Source organism: Streptomyces sp. NPDC051913, from assembly GCF_044593635.1.
GTDB lineage: Bacteria > Actinomycetota > Actinomycetes > Streptomycetales > Streptomycetaceae > Streptomyces.
Genome location: NZ_JBIUCI010000011.1, coordinates 1 through 20,980 on the forward strand (window position 1 = coordinate 1; position 20,980 = coordinate 20,980).

Below are 20,980 nucleotides of genomic sequence, written 5' to 3' on the forward strand. Positions count from 1 at the left end.
GATGTGGGCTGTGCCCGCGTCGGGGGTGATGAGGGTGGAGAGGATCTTCACGGCGGTGGTCTTGCCGGCGCCGTTCGGGCCGAGCAGGGCGAAGACCGAGCCTGCCGGGATGCGCAGGTCGATCCCGTCGAGGACGGTCTTGTCGCCGTAGGACTTGCGCAGGCCGGTGGCGCAGACGGCGACCGGGGACGGATCACCGTCCTGCTGTGTAGACGTGGACATGACAGATGAAGGCATGGAGCCCTCCGCTCGAAGGCTGAAGTGGGTGAGGAGGTGGGGGACGGTGGGGACGAGGCGCGTGGCTCAGGGCTTGGCGCGGAGGACGTCGATGTTGCCCCAGTTGGTCCGCGCGCGGATCTTGACGGTGTCCTCCGTCTGCTCCGGGGCCTCGGACGCGGTCAGCGTGTTGCGGACCTGCCCGCGGTGAGAGCTGACGTCGAGCCAGGCGGCGGTGCCCTCGCGGACGCCGACCTCGATGGAGCCGTTGGAGGTGTCCAGCCGGACCTCCCCGCGGGCGACCTCGGCGACGCGCAGGTGGCCGTTGGTCGAGGTGCCGACGACCGACGCCTCGGCGCGTGTGATGTCGATGCCGCCGTTGGTGCCGCTCATCCGCAGCTCGCCGGTGACGACGCCGACGGTCGTGGTGCCGTTCGTGTTCTTCAGGACGGCGGGTCCCGCTACGGTGCCGACGCGGATGTTGCCGCTGCTGCTGCTGATCTCGGCGCGGCCCTCGGCGTGGCCCACGGTGATCGAGCCGTGCGACACCTCCAGGCGCAGGGACCCGGTCGTGTCGAGCCGGACGTCACCGGTCGAGGTCTTCACGCGGACCTCGCCGAGGACACCCTCGCCGAGCACCTGCGTCCAGGAGCCGGTCGCGTCGACGCCGGAGCCGGTGGGCAGTTCGACCGTCACGGAGACGACGCCGCTCGGTCCGATCACGCGGCGCTCCTTCGTCCTGATGCCGAGGACGCCGTTGACGAACGTGACCTCGGTCTGCGCGGCCGCCTTCACGTCCTTGTCCCGCTTCGGGTCGCCCGGCTGCACGTCGACGACGGTGTCGGCCCGGTCGGTGGCGCTGAACTGGACGTACCCGGCGCCGACGTGGGCGACGACCGAGATCGGCTCGGGAGTGTCGAAAGTAGGCATGGCTGTACCGTCCTCGTGGCTCGTGGGGGCGTCCCCGCAGGTGGGACGTGGTGTGGGTGAAGTGGTGGGCGGGCTGGGCTAGCGCACCCAGCCCGTGAAGTTCTGTCCGGTGCGGGTCTTCTGTGCCGTACGGGGCTGTGCCCCGCCGTCCACCGCGGCCGACACGGCGCGCACCAGCCACGCGTTGACCGACAGGCCCTCGCGGTTCGCGGCCTCCTCGGCGCGGGCCTTGAGGTGGGCCGGCAGCCGCAGGTTGACGCGGGCTGTGCCGCCCTCGTCGCCGTCGGCGGGGGTCGGGAGCGGTTCTACGGCGGGGGAGTCGGCGTAGGTGGGCGGCGGAGTCACCACGAAATCGGGGTCGAGGCCGCGCAGCCGTACGTCGACCGAGCCGGGGGCGAGTTCGCGGGTGATCTCGTCCATCGCGGCGGAGAGCACGTTGAGCATGGTCAGCCGGGTCGCCGACTCCAGAGGGGCGGTGAGTCGCTCGGCCAGCTCGCGAGCTTCGTCGCCACCGGCCTCGGCGGCCACCGCCAGTTCGCGGCGGAGGGTGTCGACGTACGGGGTGAGGTCCATGGCGTCATCATGGCACCACTTTGGCGCTACGCGCAACCATGAAGGTGTCGAGACGGTGTCAGGGGAGAGCGGGGTGTGTGGATCGATGCCTTGACCTGCGGAAATCGGGTGGCGCTGGGTTGGCTTGCGATGGTGTCACGTGGCGCTGCCCGGTGAGGTTTGGCGCCGAGTGATGCCATGTGGTGCCACAGTGGCGTCTCGGGAGGCCCTGACGTGACGGGTCTCAGTTGTCGGCCGTGCGGCGCTCGCGGAGGCCGCCCAGTTCCACCGCGGTGCAGCGCCAGCGGCGGTCCCGGCCCTGTTCCACGCGGAAGGCCATGGCACGCAGCTGGTCGCCGGCGCCGATGCGGGCGAAGGCCTCGAAGGCGCCGGGGCGCGGGACGTAGTAGCCGATGTCGCGGACCACGGGGCGAGTGCCGCGGGCGCGGAGGGGGCCGCGTTCGGCGAGCGTGGCCAGTTCGTCGTAGGCCTGCCCGACGGTGTGCCGGAGCATCGAGTGGACGGGGCGCTGGCCGCTGAGGACCAGGACGAGGAGCTCGGCGATGTGGTCGGTGGGATGGAGCTGGGGGACAGGGGTGTGCGGGGTCCGGGTGGGGGCGGCGTGGCTCGCTCCGGGGGCGTCGGGGGCGGTGCGCGTGGGCGTGGCCGTGGGGGTCGCCGGGCGGTTGTCCGCGGGCCTGGTGCGGGTGGTGGGGCCGGCGCCGTTCGGGGAGCCCGGCGGACGGCCGTCGCCGGGGGCGGTGCGGGTGGCGCCGCCGGCCGGGGTGCGGGGCGGGGCGCCGCCGGGGCGGCGGGTGTCGCGGCGGCTCGGCGGGCGGGTGCCGGGGCGGAGCTGCGACCTGGTCATGACCTTGTTCATCGAGATCCCCGTTCATGGAGCCCGGAGCGGTGCGACGTATACCGGGCGGTAACTTCGGCGGTTGGGGATCTTGTACGGGGACGAGAGCGGCCGCGGCAAGGAAGGGCCGGGCTGATGGCGAGGGGCGGGAAGGTTCGCTTATCCGGGTGATTCGGGGGGTTGGAAGCCCGGGATCGCGGGGGCGGGCCGGGTGAGTTTCCGGACGCGGGTGGACGCCTCCGGGTGTCGGGGTGGGGACTCGAAAGGGGACGCCAGGGCTGCTTCCGCACGTATCCTGAAGGCCTCCGAGGGCATGTCGTCGGCCTCCCCGGATCCCTCCCTCCGACCACGAAAGCGGCAACCATCATGCGCGTCTACGTCCCCCTGACCCTCTCCGGTCTCGCCGAGGCGTACAAGACGGGCGAGTTGGGTCCCGGTCCGCTCGTCGCCTACGCCGTGACGCCCGCGTTGCGCGAGTGGTACCTCTCCGACGACATCGAGGAACTGGAGTACGCGGCGCTGAACCGGGCCGCGCTCGCCTCGCTGCGGCTGCTGGCGGCCGACCCCGAGGCGGTACGGCGCCGGGTCGTGGTCGCCGTCGACGTGCCGGACGGCGCGGCGGTGGCCGACCCGGACCGCGGGCTCGATCCGGCGGCGCTCGGCGAGGTGCGCGTCGCCCCGGGTGTGGCTCTGGCCAAGGCGGCCGCGGTGCATGTCGACGCGGGCGACGCCGAGGACGACGTGGCCGCGGGGGCGCGGGCGCTGGAGGCGGCGGACGGCGGGGACGACGACGCGCAGTTCGTCGTGGACGGGACCGAGGACCACGAACTGCTCTGGTACGCCACGCAGGAGATCGCGAACCTGGTGGGGCTGGACGGCTGAGGCGGTCCGGCCGCGCCGGTTGGGCGTCGGCCAGGGCCTATTTGGCCCCTGACCTGCGGGTCTCTTGATTGTCAGTGGGGGCGGGTAGGTTTTTGGCATGGGGATGCACGGCATGGGGACGCACACGGGCGCACACATCGTCTGGGACTGGAACGGGACGCTGTTCCACGACAACGACGCGATCATCGGGGCGACGAACGCGGCGTTCGCCGAGCTGGGGCTCGCGCCGATCACGATGGAGCAGTACCGGGCGCTGTACTGCGTGCCGGTGCCGAAGTTCTACGAGCGGTTGATGGGGCGGCTGCCCACCGAGGCCGAGTGGCTGGTCATGGACGAGACCTTCCACCGGTACTACACCGAGCACCGGGTGGGGTGCGGGCTGACGGTCGGGGCGACGGAGCTGCTCATCGGGTGGCGGTCGGCGGGGCGCAGCCAGTCGATCCTCAGCATGTACGGCCACGAGGATCTGGTGCCCCTGGTGCGCGGGTTCGGGATCGAGGCGCACTTCGTCCGGGTCGACGGGCGTACCGGGCCGTCCGGGGGAAGCAAGGCGGAGCACATGGAGCGGCACGTGGCGGCGCTCGCCGGGGTCGATCCGGCTCGTACGGTGGTGATCGGGGACGCCGCCGACGACGCGGTGGCCGCGCTGCACGTGGGGGCGCGGGCGGTGCTGTACACCGGGGGATCGCACAGCCGGGCGAGCCTGGAGGAGGTCGGCGTTCCGGTCGTCGACTCACTGGCCGAGGCCGTCGCGGAGGCGGAGCGCATAGCGGCGTGACCGTTCGGCGCGAGGGCGGGGACTGTGCAGAACGTCAAAGTTCGACCCCTGGTTTTGTACACATACGGCTCATGACGGGGCCCCTGTAGGGAGCGATAGCCTTGGTGGCGTGATCAGCGCGATATCTCGCGGGGGCACTGTCGCCCCTGCCCTGCGCCCGGAGAACACGGACGACATCCGTGTCCGGGCGTCAGTCGCTGGTCCGCGCGGGCGGGACGGAGGTGCGGAACCCTCCAGGGCGCCGCGCACACCCCATGACAGGGCCTCCCAGAGAGCAGCGTCACACCTTTCGAGGGCGTCGACATTGGCTGATATCACTCCGCCCATCTCGCCTCGCGGCATAGCGTCGGAACGGACCGGACACCCCGGGCCGTGGCGTAGAGCCGCAGGGGAAGACACCGAACTTCCTTCAACGTCACGCAACGGCGCGCGACAGGAGCCAGAGGACAATGCAGACCAAGCTGGACGAAGCCAAGGCCGAGCTGCTCGAGAGGGCCGCCCGGGTAGCTGAGAACAGCCCGGTCGGGGGGCACCTACCGACCGGGACGACGGACGAGGGCACCCCTGACCGGGAGTCCGTGCTCGCGTTCCTCCAGCGCTACTACCTGCACACCGCCCCGGAGGACCTCACCGACCGCGACCCGGTCGACGTCTTCGGAGCCGCCTTCTCCCACTACCGGCTGGCCGAGAACCGGCCACAGGGCACGGCCAACGTGCGGGTCCTCACGCCCACCGTGGAGGAGAACGGCTGGGCGTGCAGTCATTCGATCGTCGAGGTCGTCACCGACGACATGCCCTTCCTGGTCGACTCGGTCACCAACGAGCTGACCCGGCAGGGACGCGGGATCCACGTCGTCATCCACCCGCAGGTCGTCGTCCGCAGGGATCTCACGGGGCAGCTGATCGAGGTGCTCCCGCAGCGCCCCGCCGGCGACCGCAGCGAGCTTCCGCACGACGCGCACACCGAGTCCTGGATCCACGTCGAGATCGACCGCGAGACCGACCGCGCGGACCTCAAGCAGATCACCGCCGATCTGCTGCGAGTGCTGTCGGACGTCCGCGAGACGGTCGAGGACTGGGAGAAGATGCGGGACGCGGCGCTGCGGATGGCCGAGGAGCTGCCCGCCGAGCCCGTCGCCTCCGATCTGCGCGAGCAGGAGATCGAGGAGGCCCGTGAGCTGCTGCGCTGGCTGGCCGCCGACCACTTCACCTTCCTCGGGTACCGCGAGTACCAGCTCCGCGAGGACGACTCCCTCGCCGCCGTGCCGGGCACCGGCCTCGGCATCCTGCGTTCCGACCCGCACCACGCCGAGGACGAGAGCCACCCCGTCAGCCCCTCCTTCGAGCGGCTGCCCGCCGACGCCCGGGCCAAGGCGCGCGAGCACAAGCTGCTGGTGCTGACCAAGGCCAACAGCCGCGCGACCGTGCACCGGCCGTCGTACCTCGACTACATCGGCGTGAAGAAGTTCGACGCCGAGGGCAACGTCGTCGGGGAGCGGCGCTTCCTCGGGCTGTTCTCCTCCGCGGCCTACACCGAGTCCGTCCGCCGCGTGCCCGTCATCCGCCGCAAGGTGGACGAGGTGCTCCAGCGCGCCGGGTTCTCGCCCAACAGCCACGACGGGCGCGACCTGCTCCAGATCCTGGAGACCTACCCGCGCGACGAGCTCTTCCAGACCCCGGCCGACGAGCTCCAGTCCATCGTCACCAGCGTCCTCTACCTCCAGGAGCGGCGCCGGCTGCGGCTCTACCTGCGCCAGGACGAGTACGGCCGCTACTACTCGGCCCTCGTCTACCTGCCCCGCGACCGGTACACCACCGGCGTCCGGCTGCGGATCATCGACATCCTGAAGGAGGAGCTCGGCGGCATCAGCGTCGACTTCACCGCCTGGAACACCGAGTCGATCCTGTCCCGGCTGCACTTCGTGGTCCGGGTCCCGCAGGGCACCGAGCTGCCCGAGCTCAGCGACAGCGACAAGGAGCGCATCGAGGCCCGCCTCGTCGAGGCCGCCCGCTCCTGGGCCGACGGATTCGCCGAGGCCCTCACCGGAGAGCTGGGCGAGGAGCGCGCCGCCGAACTGCTGCGCCGCTACGGCAGCGCCTTCGCCGAGGGCTACAAGGCCGACCACACCCCGCGCGCGGCCGTCGCCGACCTGTGCCACCTGGAGCAGCTCACCGAGGAGAACAACTTCGCCCTGAGCCTGTACGAGCCGGTCGGCTCGGCCCCCGAGGAGCGCCGCTTCAAGATCTACCGCAAGGGCGAGGCCGTCTCCCTGTCCGCGGTGCTGCCGGTGCTCAGCCGCCTCGGCGTCGAGGTGACCGACGAGCGGCCGTACGAACTGCGCTGCTCGGACCGTACGACGGCCTGGATCTACGACTTCGGTCTGCGCATGCCCAAGTCGCAGAACGGCGCCGGGGACTACCTCGGCGACGACGGCCGCGAGCGCTTCCAGGAGGCCTTCGCCGCGACCTGGACCGGCAAGGCGGAGAACGACGGCTTCAACGCCCTCGTGCTCAGCGCGGGCCTGGGCTGGCGGCAGGCGATGGTGCTGCGGGCGTACGCCAAGTACCTGCGCCAGGCGGGCTCCACGTTCTCGCAGGACTACATGGAGGACACCCTCCGCAACAACGTCCACACCACGCGCCTGCTGGTCTCCCTGTTCGAGGCGCGGATGTCGCCGGACCGGCAGCGCGCGGGCCACGAGATCGTCGACGCCCTCCTCGAAGAGGTCGACGCGGCGCTCGACCAGGTGGCGAGCCTCGACGAGGACCGCATCCTGCGTTCCTTCCTGACCGTCATCAAGGCGACCCTGCGCACCAACTTCTTCCAGGAGGCCGCCGGCGGCAAGCCGCACGACTACGTCTCCATGAAGTTCGACCCGCAGGCCATCCCGGACCTGCCCGCGCCCCGCCCGGCGTTCGAGATCTGGGTCTACTCGCCGCGCGTCGAGGGCGTGCACCTCAGGTTCGGCAAGGTCGCGCGCGGTGGTCTGCGCTGGTCCGACCGGCGTGAGGACTTCCGGACCGAGATCCTCGGCCTGGTGAAGGCGCAGATGGTGAAGAACACCGTCATCGTGCCGGTGGGCGCCAAGGGCGGCTTCGTCGCCAAGCAGCTGCCCGACCCGGGCGTGGACCGGGACGCGTGGCTGGCCGAGGGCATCGCCAGCTACAAGACGTTCATCTCGGCGCTGCTCGACATCACCGACAACATGGTGGCCGGCGAGGTCGTCCCGCCCGCCGACGTCGTCCGGCACGACGAGGACGACACCTATCTCGTCGTCGCCGCCGACAAGGGCACCGCGACCTTCTCGGACATCGCCAACGGGGTCGCCGAGTCGTACAACTTCTGGCTCGGCGACGCCTTCGCCTCCGGCGGCTCGGCCGGTTACGACCACAAGGGCATGGGCATCACCGCGCGCGGTGCCTGGGAGTCCGTCAAGCGGCACTTCCGGGAGCTGGGCGTGAACACGCAGACCGAGGACTTCACGGTCGTCGGCATCGGCGACATGTCCGGTGACGTGTTCGGCAACGGCATGCTGCTCAGCGAGCACATCCGCCTGGTCGCCGCCTTCGACCACCGGCACATCTTCATCGACCCGAAGCCGGACTCGGCGACCTCCTACGCCGAGCGGCGCCGCGTCTTCGAGCTGCCGCGCTCCAGCTGGGCCGACTACAACACCGAGCTGATCTCGGCCGGTGGCGGCGTGTTCCCGCGTACCGCCAAGGCCATCCCGCTCAACGCGACCATCCGCGAGGCCCTCGGCATCGAGGGCAAGGTCTCCAAGATGACGCCGGCCGACCTGATGAAGGCCATCCTCAAGGCGCCGGTCGACCTGCTGTGGAACGGCGGCATCGGCACGTATGTGAAGTCGAGCGCGGAGACGCACGCGGACGTCGGCGACAAGGCCAACGACCCGATCCGCGTCGACGGCGCCGACCTGCGCGTCAAGGTCGTCGGCGAGGGCGGCAACCTGGGCCTGACCCAGCTCGGCCGGATCGAGTTCGCACTGCACGGCGGCAAGATCAACACCGATGCCATCGACAACAGCGCGGGCGTGGACACCTCCGACCACGAGGTGAACATCAAGATCCTGCTCAACGGCCTGGTCACCGAAGGCGACATGACCGTCAAGCAGCGCAACAAGCAGCTCGCCGAGATGACCGACGAGGTCGGCCGCCTGGTCCTGCGCAACAACTACGCGCAGAACACGGCCATCGCCAACGCCCTCGCCCAGTCCAAGGACATGCTCCACGCCCAGCAGCGGTACATGCGCCACCTGGTGCGTGCCGGACTGCTGGACCGGGCCCTGGAGTTCCTGCCCACCGACCGCCAGATCCGCGAGCGCCTCACCAACGGCCAGGGCCTGACGGGCCCGGAGACGGCCGTGCTGCTGGCGTACACGAAGATCACGGTCTCCGACGAGCTGCTGCACACCTCGCTGCCCGACGACCCGTATCTGCGCACCCTGCTCGACGCGTACTTCCCGACCGCGCTGCGTGAGAAGTTCGCCGACCAGATGCACAGCCACCCGCTGGCCCGCGAGATCATCACGACGGTCCTGGTCAACGACACGGTCAACACGGGCGGTACGACCTATCTGCACCGCCTGCGCGAGGAGACCGGGGCCTCCCTGGAGGAGATCGTCCGGGCGCAGACCGCGGCCCGCGCGATCTTCCGTTCGGCCGCCGTGTGGGACGGGGTGGAGGCCCTCGACAACCGGGTCGAGGCCGCCGTGCAGACCCGTATCCGGCTGCACTCGCGCCGGCTCGTCGAGCGTGGCACGCGCTGGCTGCTCAACAACCGGCCGCAGCCGCTCCAGCTCGCCGAGACCGTCGAGTTCTTCGGCGAGCGCGTCGAGCAGGTGTGGTCGCAGCTGCCGAAGCTGCTCCGGGGCGCGGACCTGGAGTGGTACCAGCAGATCTACGACGAGCTGTCGGGCGCCGGCGTGCCGGACGAACTCGCCACGCGCGTGGCCGGGTTCTCCTCCGCCTTCCCCACGCTCGACATCGTCTCGGTGGCCGACCGCATGGGCAAGAAGCCGCTGGACGTCGCCGAGGTCTACTACGACCTCGCCGACGTGCTGCACATCACCCAGCTCATGGACCGCATCATCGAGCTGCCCCGCGCGGACCGCTGGCAGTCCATGGCCCGCGCCTCCATCCGTGAGGACCTCTACGCGGCCCACGCGGCACTGACCGCGGACGTCCTCGCGGTCGGCAACGGCACCTCCACCCCCGAGCAGCGCTTCAAGGCCTGGGAGGAGAAGAACGCGGCGATCCTCGGCCGGGCGCGCACGACCCTGGAGGAGATCCAGGGCTCGGAGACGTTCGACCTCGCCAACCTGTCGGTGGCCATGCGGACGATGCGCACGCTGCTGCGGACGCATTCGTAGGCCGTACGAGCTCGTAGTGCGGTACGAGCAACAGGGCGCCCCGGGCCGGGAATCGGCTCGGGGCGCCCTTTTCTTGGCTTGCTTTAGGCAAAGGGGAGGGCCACGAATTACCGTTTCCCGCTAAGAGTTGTGCCGTGAACGCGTGGGTTGTCGGCGGCAGCGGTGCCGTGGTGAATTTCGCCGTCTTCAATGTGCTGCTGCACGGGCTCGGCCGGCGGGCCCTGGTGGCGACGGTGCTCGCGAGCGTCATCGCCGTGTTCACGAACTACCTGGGCCTGCGCCTCCTCGCCCACCACGACCGCGAGGTGGGGATCGGTGAGCGGCCCGCCCTGTTCTTCGCCTTCCGCGGGATCGGCGTGGTGATGGAGAGCGGCCTGTTCTACGTCGGCTATCACGGCCTCGGCCTTCACGGACCGCTCGGGTCGAACGCCGTGAAGGCCGTGTCCCTCGTGCTCGCGTCGGCTTTCCGGTTCCTGGTCCGCCGCACGTGGGCGGTGCCGCACGAAGTGCTCAGCCGGTCCTAGACGGCGACCTTCGGCTTCGGCTTGGCCTTGGGCTTCGCCGCCCTGTCCGTCTTGTCACCGGTGAAGGCCTCGTACTCCTTCAGGACGTCCTCCGTCGGACCGTCCATGCGCAGCTCGCCGCGCTCCAGCCACAGGACGCGGTCGCAGGTGTCGCGGATCGACTTGTTGTTGTGGCTGACCAGGAACACCGTGCCGGCGTGCTTGCGCAGCTCGCGGATGCGCTGCTCGGAGCGCTTCTGGAAGGAGCGGTCGCCGGTCGCGAGGGCCTCGTCGATGAGGAGGACGTCGTGGTCCTTGGCGGCGGCGATGGAGAAGCGGAGCCGGGCGCCCATGCCGGAGGAGTAGGTGCGCATGGGCAGGGTGATGAAGTCGCCCTTCTCGTTGATGCCGGAGAAGTCGACGATCTCCTGGTAGCGCTCCTTGACCTGCTCGCGGGACATGCCCATCGCGAGGCCGCCGAGGTAGACGTTGCGCTCGCCGGTGAGGTCGCCCATCAGGGCCGCGTTGACGCCGAGCAGGGAGGGCTGGCCGTCGGTGTAGATGGCGCCGCTCTCCACGGGGAGCAGGCCCGCGACCGCCTTGAGCAGGGTCGACTTGCCGGAGCCGTTGGTGCCGATGAGGCCGATGGCCTCGCCCTTGTAGGCGACGAACGACACCTTCTTCACGGCGTGCACCTTGCGCACGCCGGACGCCTTCTCGGTCTTCTCGCGGCGCAGGATGCGGTTGAGGGCGGCGGTCGCGGAGCCCTTGCCGGCGCCGGTGCCGTTGACGCGGTAGACGATGTCCACGCTGTCCGCGATCACGGTGGGGGCGGTTACCTGGTCGTTGATGTTCGCGTTCTCAGCCACGGCCGTACGTCTCCTCAGCCTTCCAGAAGTAGATGAAGCCGCCGACTCCGGCGAGCAGGGCCCAGCCCGTCGCGATCAGCCACACATGGGTCGGCAGCTGGCTCGCGTGGAAGCTGTCGATCAGCGCGAAGCGCATCAGGTCGATGTAGACGGCGGCCGGGTTGGCCTGGAGGACGGGGACCACCCACGACGGCCAGTCGCTGTGCTTGCTCGCCAGGTGCTCGATGCTCCACATGACGCCCGAGACGTACATCCACGTACGCAGCACGAACGGCATCAGCTGCGCGATGTCCGGGGTCTTGGCGCCGAGCCGGGCCATGACCATCGAGACGCCGGCGTTGAAGACGAACTGCAGGACCAGTGCCGGGATCGCCAGCACCCAGGACGCCGCCACCGGCACACCGAAGCAGAGCAGGATCACGACGAGGGCGCACATGGAGAACAGCAGCTGCTGGAGCTGCTGGAGGCAGAACGAGATGGGCAGCGCGGCCCGCGGGAAGTGCAGGGCGCGCACCAGGCCGAGGTTGCCGGAGATCGCGCGGGTGCCCGCCAGGATCGAGCTCTGGGTGAACGTCCAGATGAACACGCCCGTCACCAGGAAGGGGACGTAGTCCGGAACACCCTTCTTGGTGCCGAGCAGCACACCGAAGATGAGGAAGTACACCGCCGCGTTGAGCAGCGGGTTCATCACCTGCCAGATCTGGCCGAGCTTCGCCTGGCTGTACTGGGCGGTGAGCTTGGCGGTCGAGAACGCGGTGATGAAGTGCCGCCGGGCCCACAGCTGGCGGATGTACTCGGGCAGCGTCGGACGGGCACCGCTGACCGAGAGGCCGTGGCGGGCGGCTAGGGCCGCGAGGTCGGCCTCGACCGGGGGTGCCGGTGCCGAGGGCGGTGTGTGGAGAACCTGGCTCACATCCGCTGCTTTCACTTGGGGGGTACGGAGGGGGCGGCGCCCGGCGTTTCCTTACGCTTCTCTTTGCGTTCTCTTACGTCGGGACGGGACCGTATCGTCGCAACGTGAGCGTAGGCCGAGTGCACGTCGGAACGCAACCGTTTCGTCGTAACGCCCTATGCTGGTCCGTATGACGACCAACGCCGAGGAGCCGCAGACGCGTCCGCGCCGCCGGGCACCCGCCGGGGCGGCCGTGCTGCGCGAGGACGTGACGGAGGCCATCCGGGCGGCCGTCTTCGAGGAGCTCGCGGCCGTCGGCTACGCGCGGATGTCCATCGAGGGGATCGCGCGCCGCGCGGGCGTCGGCAAGACGGCGGTGTACCGCCGCTGGCGTTCCAAGCTGCACCTGGTGCTCGACGTGGTGTCGGCGCTCGCCGTGCAGGGGCTTCCGGCGCCGGACACGGGCGCGCTGGAGAGCGATCTGCGGCTGCTGTACGAGATGACGTCAAGGGCGCTGCGGCACCCGGTGGCCTCGCAGATCCTGCCGGACCTCCAGGCCGAGGCGGCCCGCAATCCCGAGATCGCCGAGGCCGTGCAGAAGGCGCTGCGGGACGGTCAGGAGGGCGTCGCCAGCAAGATCATCGTGGCGGCGGAGCAGCGCGGTGAGGTCCGGGTGGGCCGCGACGACGAGTTGGCCCTGGACCTGATCTCCGGGCCGCTGTACTGGCGCTCGGTCGTGATCCGCAGCCCGAAGCTGCCCAAGGGGTACCTCGACGCGCTCGCGCGGGCGACGGCGGCGGCGATCAAGGCGTTGTAGACGGTGTAGGTCGTGCAGGTGGTGCAGGCACCCGGACGGCCACGTGGATGGCCCGGGTGCCGTAGACCCTGCCCGGGCTCAGCCGCGGGCCGCCTCCGGGTGCAGTCGTACCCAGCCCTCCCAGGCCGAGGTGATCATGTCCTCCACGTCGTGTCGGGCCTTCCAGCCGAGTTCGGCGGTGATGCGGTCGGCGGAGGCGACGACGCGGGCCGGGTCGCCGGGGCGGCGGGGGGTGACGGTCGGGGGGCGGTCGTAGCCGGTGACGGCGTTGACGCGGTCGATCATCTCGCGGACGGAGACGCCTTCGCCGCGGCCGATGTTGAGGGTGAGATCACGGCCGGGCGCGGAGCGCAGGGCGCGGGCCGCCGCCACATGGGCCTCCGCCAGGTCGACCACGTGGATGTAGTCACGGACGCAGGTGCCGTCGGGGGTCGGGTAGTCGTCGCCGAAGATGCGCGGGGGCGCGTTCTCGGTGAGCTTCTCGAAGATCATGGGGATCAGGTTGAAGACGCCGGTGTCGGCGAGGGCGGGGGTCGCCGCGCCCGCCACGTTGAAGTAGCGCAGGGACGCGGTGGCCAGGCCCGTCGCCCGGCCCGTCGCCCGGACCAGCCACTCGCCCGCCAGCTTCGTCTCGCCGTACGGCGACATGGGCACGCACGGGGTCTCCTCCGTCACCAGCTCCACGTCCGGCATGCCGTACACGGCCGCCGACGAGGAGAAGACGAACGACGGCACCCCGGCCCCGGTCACCTGCTCCAGCAGGACGCGCAGCCCCTCCACGTTCTCCCGGTAGTAGTGCAGCGGCAGCTCGACCGACTCGCCCACCTGCTTCTTCGCCGCCAGATGCACGACCCCGGTGATCCCGTGGTCGGCCAGCGCGCGCGCCACCCGCTCGCCGTCCAGCGTGGAGCCGACCACCAGCGGCACCCCGTCCGGGACCCGCTCGGCGATGCCCGTCGACAGGTCGTCGTACACCACCGTGCCCTCGCCCGCCTGGGTCATCGCCCGTACGACGTGCGCTCCGATGTATCCGGCGCCGCCGGTGATCAGCCAGGTCATGTACGGCCGTCCCCTCGTCAGTGAGCGTGGTGGTCATCGTGGTCGTGGTGGTGGGCGTGCTCGGCGCGTGGTCGGGCAGCGGTGTCAGTCAACCAGGCCGGGGGCGGCGCCGGAGACGGCAGTGGACCCACCCCGCGAACGGGTGGGCGCGCGCAGGGGTTCCGGGCGGGCGCCCGTCGTGCGCCACAGGCGCGTGAAGGACAGGGCGGCCGCCGTCACCAGCAGCGCGTTGCGCAGCAGCATCAGCGCGCAGCCCGTCCAGGTCGCGGCCTCCACCTCGGCGTACAGGACCGGGTACACCACCGCGCTGACCGCCGTCGCCGCCACGATCAGCGCGGCCACCGGGCGCTGCGCGGTGTGCCGCGAGGTCAGGCACACGGCCGCCAGGCCCAGCAGCCAGACCAGGTACTGCGGGCTGATCACCCGGCTGGTCACCGTGAACAGCAGCACGGCCGTGAGCGCCGCGTCGTACGGCGTCGCTGGCGTCCAGCGTCTGGCCCGCACCCGCCACCACAGCAGGAGGCCGCCGGCGACCGCGGTGGCGGCGAGGGAGGCGTGGGCGAGCAGGGAGACGTACGGACCGGTGTACTCCAGGGCGCCGTACTGGTAGCGGACCGTGCCCGGCCAGCCGGCGTGGGTGGCGAGGGCGAGCGCCGTGCCGCCGAGCGACTCGATCTGCACGCCCCGGCCGCCCTGCTGGCGCAGGAACGCGAGGGCGTTGTCGAAGCGGGCCAGCAGGAGGGCGAGGGCCGCCGTCCCCGTCAGCGCCGCCCACCGCCATGCCGACCGGGTCGCGCGGCCCCGCTCCACGCCCAGCAGCACCAGCACCGGCCACACCTTCACCAGCGCGCCCAGCGCCGCGAACGCGCCGCACGCACGCGTGGAGCGCGGCAGCGTCAACAGCGCGAGGACGGCCAGGGCCGTGACCTGCACGTCGTAGCGTGCGAGCGGGACGTGCAGGAGGAGCGGGAGGCCGCCGGTCCAGAGGGCGGCGCCGTGCGGACTGCGGCCGGGGCGAGCGCCCGCGCGGGCCAGTGCGTACGTGATCGCCGCGTCGGTGAGGAGGGTCAGGGCCACGAACGCCCGGAAGTACGTCAGGCCGGGCAGCAGGGCCGGGGACAGCAGGACCGGGCCCGCGCCGGGCGGGTACTGCCACAGCGGGTCGTGCGCGGGGAAGGCGCCGGTGGTCAGGACGCCGTACCAGTGGGCGTACAGCCGCCACACCTCACGGGCGACACCGCCGCCGCCCAGCAGGGGCAGCGTGTCGTGGGCGAGCAGCCACAGCATCAGGGTGCGGGTGGTGAGCCAGGCGGCGGACAGCAGGAGGGCGGGGCGAGGTCTCATCACGGCGGATCGTAAGGCGCCGGATCGCCGTTCTCGTGCCCATCCGTGCGGGTGGCTACTCCTGTGCCGCCGCGTTCGACGCCGCCGCGTCCAGTGCCGTCGTCAGTTCGTCGAGGCGGGCCCGCAGCTCGCGGATCTCGTCCACGTCGAAGCCGGTCGCGCCGGCGATGCGGCGGGGCACCTGGAGGGCGTGCTCGCGCAGGGTCCTGCCCTGCTCGGTGAGCCGCACCTCCACGGACCGCTCGTCGCGGGTGCTGCGCTCACGGTGCACCAGACCTGCCGCCTCCAGCCGCTTGAGCAGCGGCGAGAGCGTGCCGGAGTCGAGGCGCAGATGTTCGCCGAGCTTCTTGACCGGCAGATCGCCCTGTTCCCACAGGACCAGCATCACCAGGTACTGGGGGTAGGTGAGCCCCAGGTCCTTGAGGATCACGCGGTAGACGCCGTTGAAGGCGCGGGACGCCGAGTGCAGCGAGAAGCAGATCTGCTGGTCGAGGCGGAGCCAGTCGGTCGTGGGCGAGGTCATGACTCCAGGATAGCTCGGTCGAGCAATTAGATTGTGCACAACTGAATTGTGTGCTCTACTTGTGGTCATCGGGTTCACGACCCCCGAGTCACGACCTCCGAGAGGACTGGTTTTCCATGGACGCGCTCTACACCGCTGTCGCCACCGCCACCCACGGCCGCGAGGGTCGCGCCGTCTCCAACGACGGCAAGATCGACCTCCCGCTGAGCTTCCCGGTGGAGATGGGCGGCGACGGTCAGGGCACCAACCCCGAGCAGCTGTTCGCCGCCGGTTACGCCGCCTGTTTCGGCAGCGCCCTCGGTCTCGTCGGCCGGCAGGCCAAGGTCGACGTCAGCGACGCCGCGGTGACCGCCGAGGTCGGCATAGGCAAGCAGGGCGAGGGCTTCGCCCTCAAGGTGACGCTCCGCGTCGAGCTGCCGGACAGCGTGGACGAGGCGACCGGGCGCAAGCTCGTCGAGACCGCCCACCAGGTCTGCCCGTACTCCAACGCCACCCGCGGCAACGTCCCGGTCGAGCTCGTCATCGAGTAGTCGTCACGAACGTCACGCATACGAAGGGCCGGTGCTTCCCGCACCGGCCCTTCGCGTTTCTCGGCTTCGTGTTCCCTCAGCGGCCGGGACGACCGGCCGGGCGCCAGGTGGACGGCCGGGTCGGGGTGGGCCGGGACGGACTGGACGGCATGGTGACTCCGGGAGACGAGGGGCGATCAGATGCTGTCGGTGAGGGCGGCCGAGGGCGACGCGGGCCGTGGCACCGTCGCCAGCGGGGAGTGTGCCAGGGCCGCCGCCGCGGAGGGCACGGGGTACCGGTCGGCGAGCGGCAGCACCGGCGGCGACTCGGTCTCGCCCAGCACGACATGGCGTACGACCCGCTCGGCGGCGCGGCCGTCGTCGTACGGGCAGAAACGCTCGCGGAACGCCGAGCGCAGCTGGGTGGAGCGGGAGCCGCGCCAGTGGCCGGTGGCGAAGATGTCGATCAGCTCGTCCTCGCTGCGCGCGACCGCGCCCGGCGGGAAGGAGCGCAGGTCGAAGTAGGTGCCGCGGGCCGCCTCGTAGGCCGCGTAGTCGTCGTCGGCGGCGTGGACCACGATCGGCCGGTCGAGGCCCGCGTAGTCGAACATCAGGGACGAGTGGTCGGTGACCAGGGCGTCCGAGGCCAGGCAGAGGGACTCCACGCTCGGGTGGCCCGTGACGTCGATGACCCGGGACGGGTCGGCGGCACGCGGGCCCTCGTGACGGTGGTGCGCGCGGGCCAGTACGACGAAGCGGGGGCCCAGGCGGCGCAGGACGCGATCCAGGTCGAGGGCGGGGCGCTGGGTGCGGCGGTAGTCGCGGTGGGCCGGCGCGTACAGGATCGCGACCGCGCCCTCCGGTACGCCGAGTTGCTCGCGCAGCCGTCGTACGTCCTCCGAAGTGGCCCGCTGGAACACGTCGTTGCGGGGATTTCCGTACGGCAGTGTGGTGTAGCCGCCGGGGAACACGCGCTCCCAGGTCAGGGTGGCGTGGCGGTTGGCGGACAGGACGTAGTCCCAGGTGTCGACGTCCTTGAGGAGGGCATCGAAGTCCATGTCGCGGGCTGCGGCGGGGTGTTCGAGAAGGTCCAGGCCCATGTGCGCGAGGGGCGTGCCCTGTTGGGTCTGGACGAGGACCTGGCCGGGGCGCTTGACCAGACGGCGGTCGAACCCGACGTCGTCGACGAGGTACTTGGAGCGGGCCAGCGCCGTCCAGTAGGCGGCGGTGCCGGGACGGACGCGGCGCGTGGCGGCCGGGATCGTGTGATGGTGCTCGGGGTCGGCGATCCACGCCGTGCGGATGTGCGGGGCGAGATCACGGAACGCCGATTCGAGGGCGCCCGGGTTGCCGCCGTGGCCGCGGCCCCGGTGGGCCGCGAAGACCGCGCGGTCCGCACGCAGGGGAAGACGGAGCTGGACCCGGTAGTGGAGCCGCAGGGTCGCCGTGTGGAGGGACCTGGCCAGGCGGGTGGCGAGGGCCGCGGTCCGGCGCCCGATTCGCCTGGCCGCCATCGACGCGCGGTAGGTGCGGTGCAGGTTCAGCCGGACCAGGGTGTGACGCAGGCGTGCGCGCAGCGGGACCGGGTGGCCCGGGGAGCGGTAACGGCGGTAGTGGTCACGGGCCTTGCTCAGGAACGCGGCGCGGGTGCCCCGGCACTCGGCGAAGAGCGCCGACAGGTGGTCGACCATGCGGCGGAACAGCACCGGCCGCCAACGTACGAGTTCGGGGTGCTGGTCGACGTACGCGAAGAGCCGGTCGTACTGGTCGAAGACGTCGAAGTGGCGGCCTGGGCCGTCGCCCCGGCGCCGCCGCTGCCGGTGGTGCACGCACACCCCGTCCAGGGTCGCGAGGGTCTCCGCCCTCATCAGGAGCGGGTACGTCCAGGGGATGTCCGTGTGGTGCCCGGACGGGAAGCGCAGGCCCGCGCGTTCCACGAACTCCCGCCGGTACGTCTTGTTCCAGACCGCCGTGGTCAGCCGCAGCAGCCCGGGGCGGTCCTCCAGGCGGAACGGCGCGGGCCCCTGCTCGGTGAGCTGGAGGCCCGGCACGTCGTCGGCGGCCACGCCCCGCCAGTCGGTGCGCGCGTGCCCGTGGACCAGCACGTCCGGCTCGCCCGTCTCCTTCAGCCGGTCGGCGATCGCCCGGAGCGCGTCCGGGGTGAGGGTGTCGTCGCCGTCCAGGAACAGCACGTAGTCGCCGGTGGCCGCCGCCAGACCGGCGTTGCGGGCCGGGCCGAGCCCCCGGTTCTCGGCGAGGTGCACCGGCCGCACCCGGGGGTCGCGGGCCGCGAACTCGTCGACGATCTCCCCGCAGACGTCCGGCGAGCGGTCGTCGACGGCGATCAGCTCCAGATCCGGGTACGACTGGGAGAGCACCGACTCCAGGCACGCGTGCAGATACGCCTGGACCTCGTACACGGGGACGATGACACTGAACCTGGGCAAGGCACATCCATGGGGGTGGGGTCGGCGCGGGCGTTCGGCCCGGGAACGGCCGGTGGAGTGACTTGGTTACGACGCTTGCGGCATACGGGGGACTCCGGGCGCGCGTGAGGAGGCGGACCACTCCCGGCCCGCCCCCTCTGATACGTCAACCTCCATGTCGTACGCGCTACTTGACCGCGCCCGCCATCACGCCGGACACGAACTGCCGCTGGAACGCGAAGAACACGATCAGCGGGATGACCATCGAGATGAAGGCGCCGGTCGCGAGGATCTCGATGTTGCTGCCGAACTGCCTTACCTGCTGCTGCAGGGCGACCGTCAGCGGCTGTGAGTCGGCGTTGGTGAACACCAGCGCCACCAGCATGTCGTTCCACACCCACAGGAACTGGAAGATGCCCAGCGAGGCGAGTGCGGGGGCGGCGAGCGGGAGGACGACCGTCGCGAACAGCCGGGCCTCGCCCGCCCCGTCCAGGCGCGCCGCCTCCAGGAGCTCCCGGGGGATCTCCGCGAAGAAGTTGCGCAACAGGAAGATCGCGAACGGCAGTCCGAAGCCGACGTGGAACAGGACCGCGGCGATGATGTCGCCGAAGATCCCGAGCTCCCGGAACAGCACGGTCAGCGGGATCAGCGCCACCTGCACCGGCACCACCAACAGCCCCACCACGACCATGAACCAGGTGTCGCGGCCCTTGAAGTCCAGCCACGCGAACGCGTAACCCGCCATCGCGCCGAAGAGCACCACCAGCAGGGTCGCAGGAACCGTGATCCAGATGGTGTTGAACAGGGAGTCGGTGATCGTCTCGTTCTTCAGCAGCGTCTCGTAGCTGTGCGCGGTCAGTTGGCCCGGTGCGCTGAACACCTTCCACCAGCCCGAGGCGGCAATGTCCGTCGGATCGCGGAACGAGGAGACCAGCAGCCCGAAGGTCGGCACCAGCCAGACCAGCGCGATGCAGATCAGGAAGATCCGCAGGGCCCCGCCGGCCGTCCCGCTCGCCACCCGGGCGGCGAGGGAACGCTTGGCGCGCACGGTCGTGTCAGGAGTGGCGGTCGTGTCGAGAGTGGTCACCGCTCACGCTCCTTGCGCAGCCGTCGCAGATTGATCCACATCACCGGCAGCACGAGCAGCAGCAGGATGACGCCGATCGCGCTGCCGAGGCCGTAGCTGCTGCCGCCGCCGAAGGACGCCTGGTAGAGCTGGAGGGCCAGCACGTTGGCGTCGTCCATGGTGGGCTGCGGGGCGATGATGTAGACCAGGTCGAAGATCTTCATCACGTTGATCATCAGCGTGACGAGGACGACGACCAGGACCGGCGCCAGCATCGGCACCGTGATCCGCCGGAACACCTGCCACTCGTTGGCGCCGTCGACCCGGGCCGCCTCCAGGAGGTTGCGGTCGACCCCGGCCAGCCCGGCCGCGATCAGCACCATCGCGAAGCCCGCCCACATCCATACGTACGCCCCGATGATCGCCGGGGTGACCAGGGTCGGGCCGAGCCAGTCGATGCCGTTGTAGGGGGCCGCGAAGTTCGAGCCGGGGAGCCTCAGTTGGGCCCCGTCCGCCTCGCCGGGGAGATGGAAGGTGCCGTCGGCGCCGCTCTTCGTGGAGGCGACGACCTCGCCGTTCTTCACGGCCTCGATCTTGACGCCCTTCAGCGCCTTCTCACCGGCGTCGATCTCGCCCTTCGTACCGCCGCCGCCCAGCTTGAAGTCCAGCCAGACCGTGCCGTCCACGCCGTCGCCGGTGGCCTCCTTGGCGGCCTCCGGGGTGCCGGGGAGCTTGTTGGGCGCGATGCCGACGAGCGGGAGGAGCGCGGGGGTCCCGGCCTTGACCGTGCCGGTCGTGGTGAACGAGCCGTCGCCCGAGGCCTTCAGATCGCTCACCGCCGCGTTCGGCCGGGCCTTCGGATAGACCGAGGAGTCCACGAACGCGTCGTGCACACTCGTCACCACCGCGTTCGCGACGCCCTGGTCCGGGTCCGCCGCGTACACCAGCCGGAAGATGATGCCGGCCGCGAGCATCGAGATCGCCATCGGCATGAAGACGATCAGCTTGAACGCCGTGCCCCAGCGCACCCGTTCGGTCAGCACCGCGAAGATCAGACCGAACGCGGTGACGACGGCCGGCGCCACCGCCACCCAGATCGCCGTGTTGCGTACGGCCGTCAGCGTGGCGTCGTTGCTGAAGATGTCGCCGTAGTTGTCCAGGCCGACGAAGTTCGAGCCGCCGGCGTCGTAGAGGCTGCGCCAGATCGAGTACCCGATCGGGTAGACCACGAGCGCGCCGAGCAGGACCAGCGCGGGCAGCAGGAACAGCACCGCCACCCACAGTCTGGTCCGCGTCACGCTCTTGCGCGGAGGGACGGAGGGCGTCGGCAGTGCGCCGGCGCCCTCCGTCGAGTTCGCCACCGAG

Annotated in this window: 18 protein-coding genes; 6 read left to right on the plus strand and 12 right to left on the minus strand. The window is 70.9% G+C overall.

Annotated features, from left to right (window positions below; genetic code table 11):
* The 4 genes from ACIHIX_RS29775 to ACIHIX_RS29790 all read right to left on the minus strand — a co-directional run.
* The coding region (locus ACIHIX_RS29775; protein WP_399961475.1) for an ATP-binding cassette domain-containing protein at positions 1-237 on the minus strand (237 nt) is incomplete at its 3' end.
* 66 nt (positions 238-303) lie between these two features.
* Positions 304-1,146, minus strand: coding sequence for a DUF4097 family beta strand repeat-containing protein (locus ACIHIX_RS29780; protein ID WP_399961477.1), 843 nt, complete (start codon positions 1,144-1,146; stop codon positions 304-306).
* 78 nt (positions 1,147-1,224) lie between these two features.
* Complete coding sequence (locus ACIHIX_RS29785; protein WP_399961479.1) at positions 1,225-1,719, minus strand: toxin-antitoxin system HicB family antitoxin; 495 nt, start codon at positions 1,717-1,719, stop codon at positions 1,225-1,227.
* Positions 1,720-1,942: 223 nt separating this feature from the next.
* Positions 1,943-2,578, minus strand: a complete 636-nt coding sequence (locus ACIHIX_RS29790; RefSeq protein ID WP_399961481.1) for an Rv3235 family protein — start codon at positions 2,576-2,578, stop codon at positions 1,943-1,945.
* A 345-nt stretch (positions 2,579-2,923) separates the two neighbouring features.
* Here ACIHIX_RS29790 and ACIHIX_RS29795 point away from each other — a divergent pair, with 345 nt between their 5' ends.
* The 4 genes from ACIHIX_RS29795 to ACIHIX_RS29810 all read left to right on the plus strand — a co-directional run bounded on the left by ACIHIX_RS29795 (position 2,924) and on the right by ACIHIX_RS29810 (position 10,131).
* Entirely contained in the window at positions 2,924-3,439 is a 516-nt protein-coding gene (locus ACIHIX_RS29795; RefSeq protein WP_399961482.1) for a DUF6912 family protein, read from the plus strand.
* Between the two features lie 112 nt (positions 3,440-3,551).
* Positions 3,552-4,217 carry an HAD family hydrolase gene (locus ACIHIX_RS29800; RefSeq protein WP_399961484.1) on the plus strand — a complete coding sequence of 222 codons (666 nt, stop codon included), beginning with the start codon at positions 3,552-3,554 and terminating at the stop codon, positions 4,215-4,217.
* 449 nt (positions 4,218-4,666) lie between these two features.
* The gene (locus ACIHIX_RS29805) at positions 4,667-9,607 is read left to right on the plus strand and encodes an NAD-glutamate dehydrogenase (protein ID WP_399961486.1); all 4,941 of its coding nucleotides are present in this window, start codon (positions 4,667-4,669) and stop codon (positions 9,605-9,607) included.
* Between the two features lie 134 nt (positions 9,608-9,741).
* Complete coding sequence (locus ACIHIX_RS29810) at positions 9,742-10,131, plus strand: GtrA family protein (protein ID WP_399961488.1); 390 nt, start codon at positions 9,742-9,744, stop codon at positions 10,129-10,131.
* On the opposite strand, the gene ACIHIX_RS29815 is transcribed toward ACIHIX_RS29810, so the two are convergent.
* Together ACIHIX_RS29815 and ACIHIX_RS29820 are read right to left on the minus strand one after the other, a co-directional pair.
* The gene (locus ACIHIX_RS29815) at positions 10,128-10,979 is read right to left on the minus strand and encodes an ABC transporter ATP-binding protein (RefSeq protein WP_399961490.1); all 852 of its coding nucleotides are present in this window, start codon (positions 10,977-10,979) and stop codon (positions 10,128-10,130) included. The two genes, ACIHIX_RS29810 and ACIHIX_RS29815, sit on opposite strands and share 4 nt — an antisense overlap.
* Positions 10,972-11,892 (minus strand): ABC transporter permease, encoded by a 921-nt coding sequence (locus ACIHIX_RS29820; RefSeq protein ID WP_399961492.1) that lies wholly within the window; start codon positions 11,890-11,892, stop codon positions 10,972-10,974. The genes ACIHIX_RS29815 and ACIHIX_RS29820 overlap by 8 nt, the downstream gene beginning before the upstream one ends.
* Before the next feature lie 157 nt (positions 11,893-12,049).
* Between ACIHIX_RS29820 and ACIHIX_RS29825 the strand changes: the two genes are divergently transcribed.
* Complete coding sequence (locus ACIHIX_RS29825; protein ID WP_399961494.1) at positions 12,050-12,688, plus strand: TetR/AcrR family transcriptional regulator; 639 nt, start codon at positions 12,050-12,052, stop codon at positions 12,686-12,688.
* Positions 12,689-12,766: 78 nt separating this feature from the next.
* On the opposite strand, the gene galE is transcribed toward ACIHIX_RS29825, so the two are convergent.
* From galE to ACIHIX_RS29840, 3 genes are all read right to left on the minus strand, one after another.
* Positions 12,767-13,747, minus strand: coding sequence for a UDP-glucose 4-epimerase GalE (galE, locus tag ACIHIX_RS29830; RefSeq protein WP_399961496.1), 981 nt, complete (start codon positions 13,745-13,747; stop codon positions 12,767-12,769).
* Positions 13,748-13,831: 84 nt separating this feature from the next.
* Entirely contained in the window at positions 13,832-15,091 is a 1,260-nt protein-coding gene (locus ACIHIX_RS29835) for a glycosyltransferase 87 family protein (protein ID WP_399961498.1), read from the minus strand.
* Positions 15,092-15,146: 55 nt separating this feature from the next.
* A complete protein-coding gene (locus ACIHIX_RS29840) occupies positions 15,147-15,614 on the minus strand; it encodes a MarR family winged helix-turn-helix transcriptional regulator (protein ID WP_399961500.1) in 468 nt (155 codons plus the stop codon).
* 116 nt (positions 15,615-15,730) lie between these two features.
* On the opposite strand from ACIHIX_RS29840, the gene ACIHIX_RS29845 reads away from it, so the two are divergent.
* A complete protein-coding gene (locus ACIHIX_RS29845) occupies positions 15,731-16,144 on the plus strand; it encodes an organic hydroperoxide resistance protein (protein WP_194075398.1) in 414 nt (137 codons plus the stop codon).
* A gap of 176 nt (positions 16,145-16,320) precedes the next feature.
* Here ACIHIX_RS29845 and ACIHIX_RS29850 read toward each other — a convergent pair whose 3' ends face one another.
* The 3 genes from ACIHIX_RS29850 to ACIHIX_RS29860 form a co-directional block, all read right to left on the minus strand.
* The gene (locus ACIHIX_RS29850) at positions 16,321-18,570 is read right to left on the minus strand and encodes a CDP-glycerol glycerophosphotransferase family protein (protein ID WP_399961503.1); all 2,250 of its coding nucleotides are present in this window, start codon (positions 18,568-18,570) and stop codon (positions 16,321-16,323) included.
* 166 nt (positions 18,571-18,736) lie between these two features.
* Positions 18,737-19,636, minus strand: a complete 900-nt coding sequence (locus tag ACIHIX_RS29855) for a carbohydrate ABC transporter permease (RefSeq protein ID WP_399961505.1) — start codon at positions 19,634-19,636, stop codon at positions 18,737-18,739.
* Complete coding sequence (locus tag ACIHIX_RS29860; protein ID WP_399961507.1) at positions 19,633-20,913, minus strand: carbohydrate ABC transporter permease; 1,281 nt, start codon at positions 20,911-20,913, stop codon at positions 19,633-19,635. The genes ACIHIX_RS29855 and ACIHIX_RS29860 overlap by 4 nt, the downstream gene beginning before the upstream one ends.
* Between the last annotated feature and the right edge of the window lie 67 nt (positions 20,914-20,980).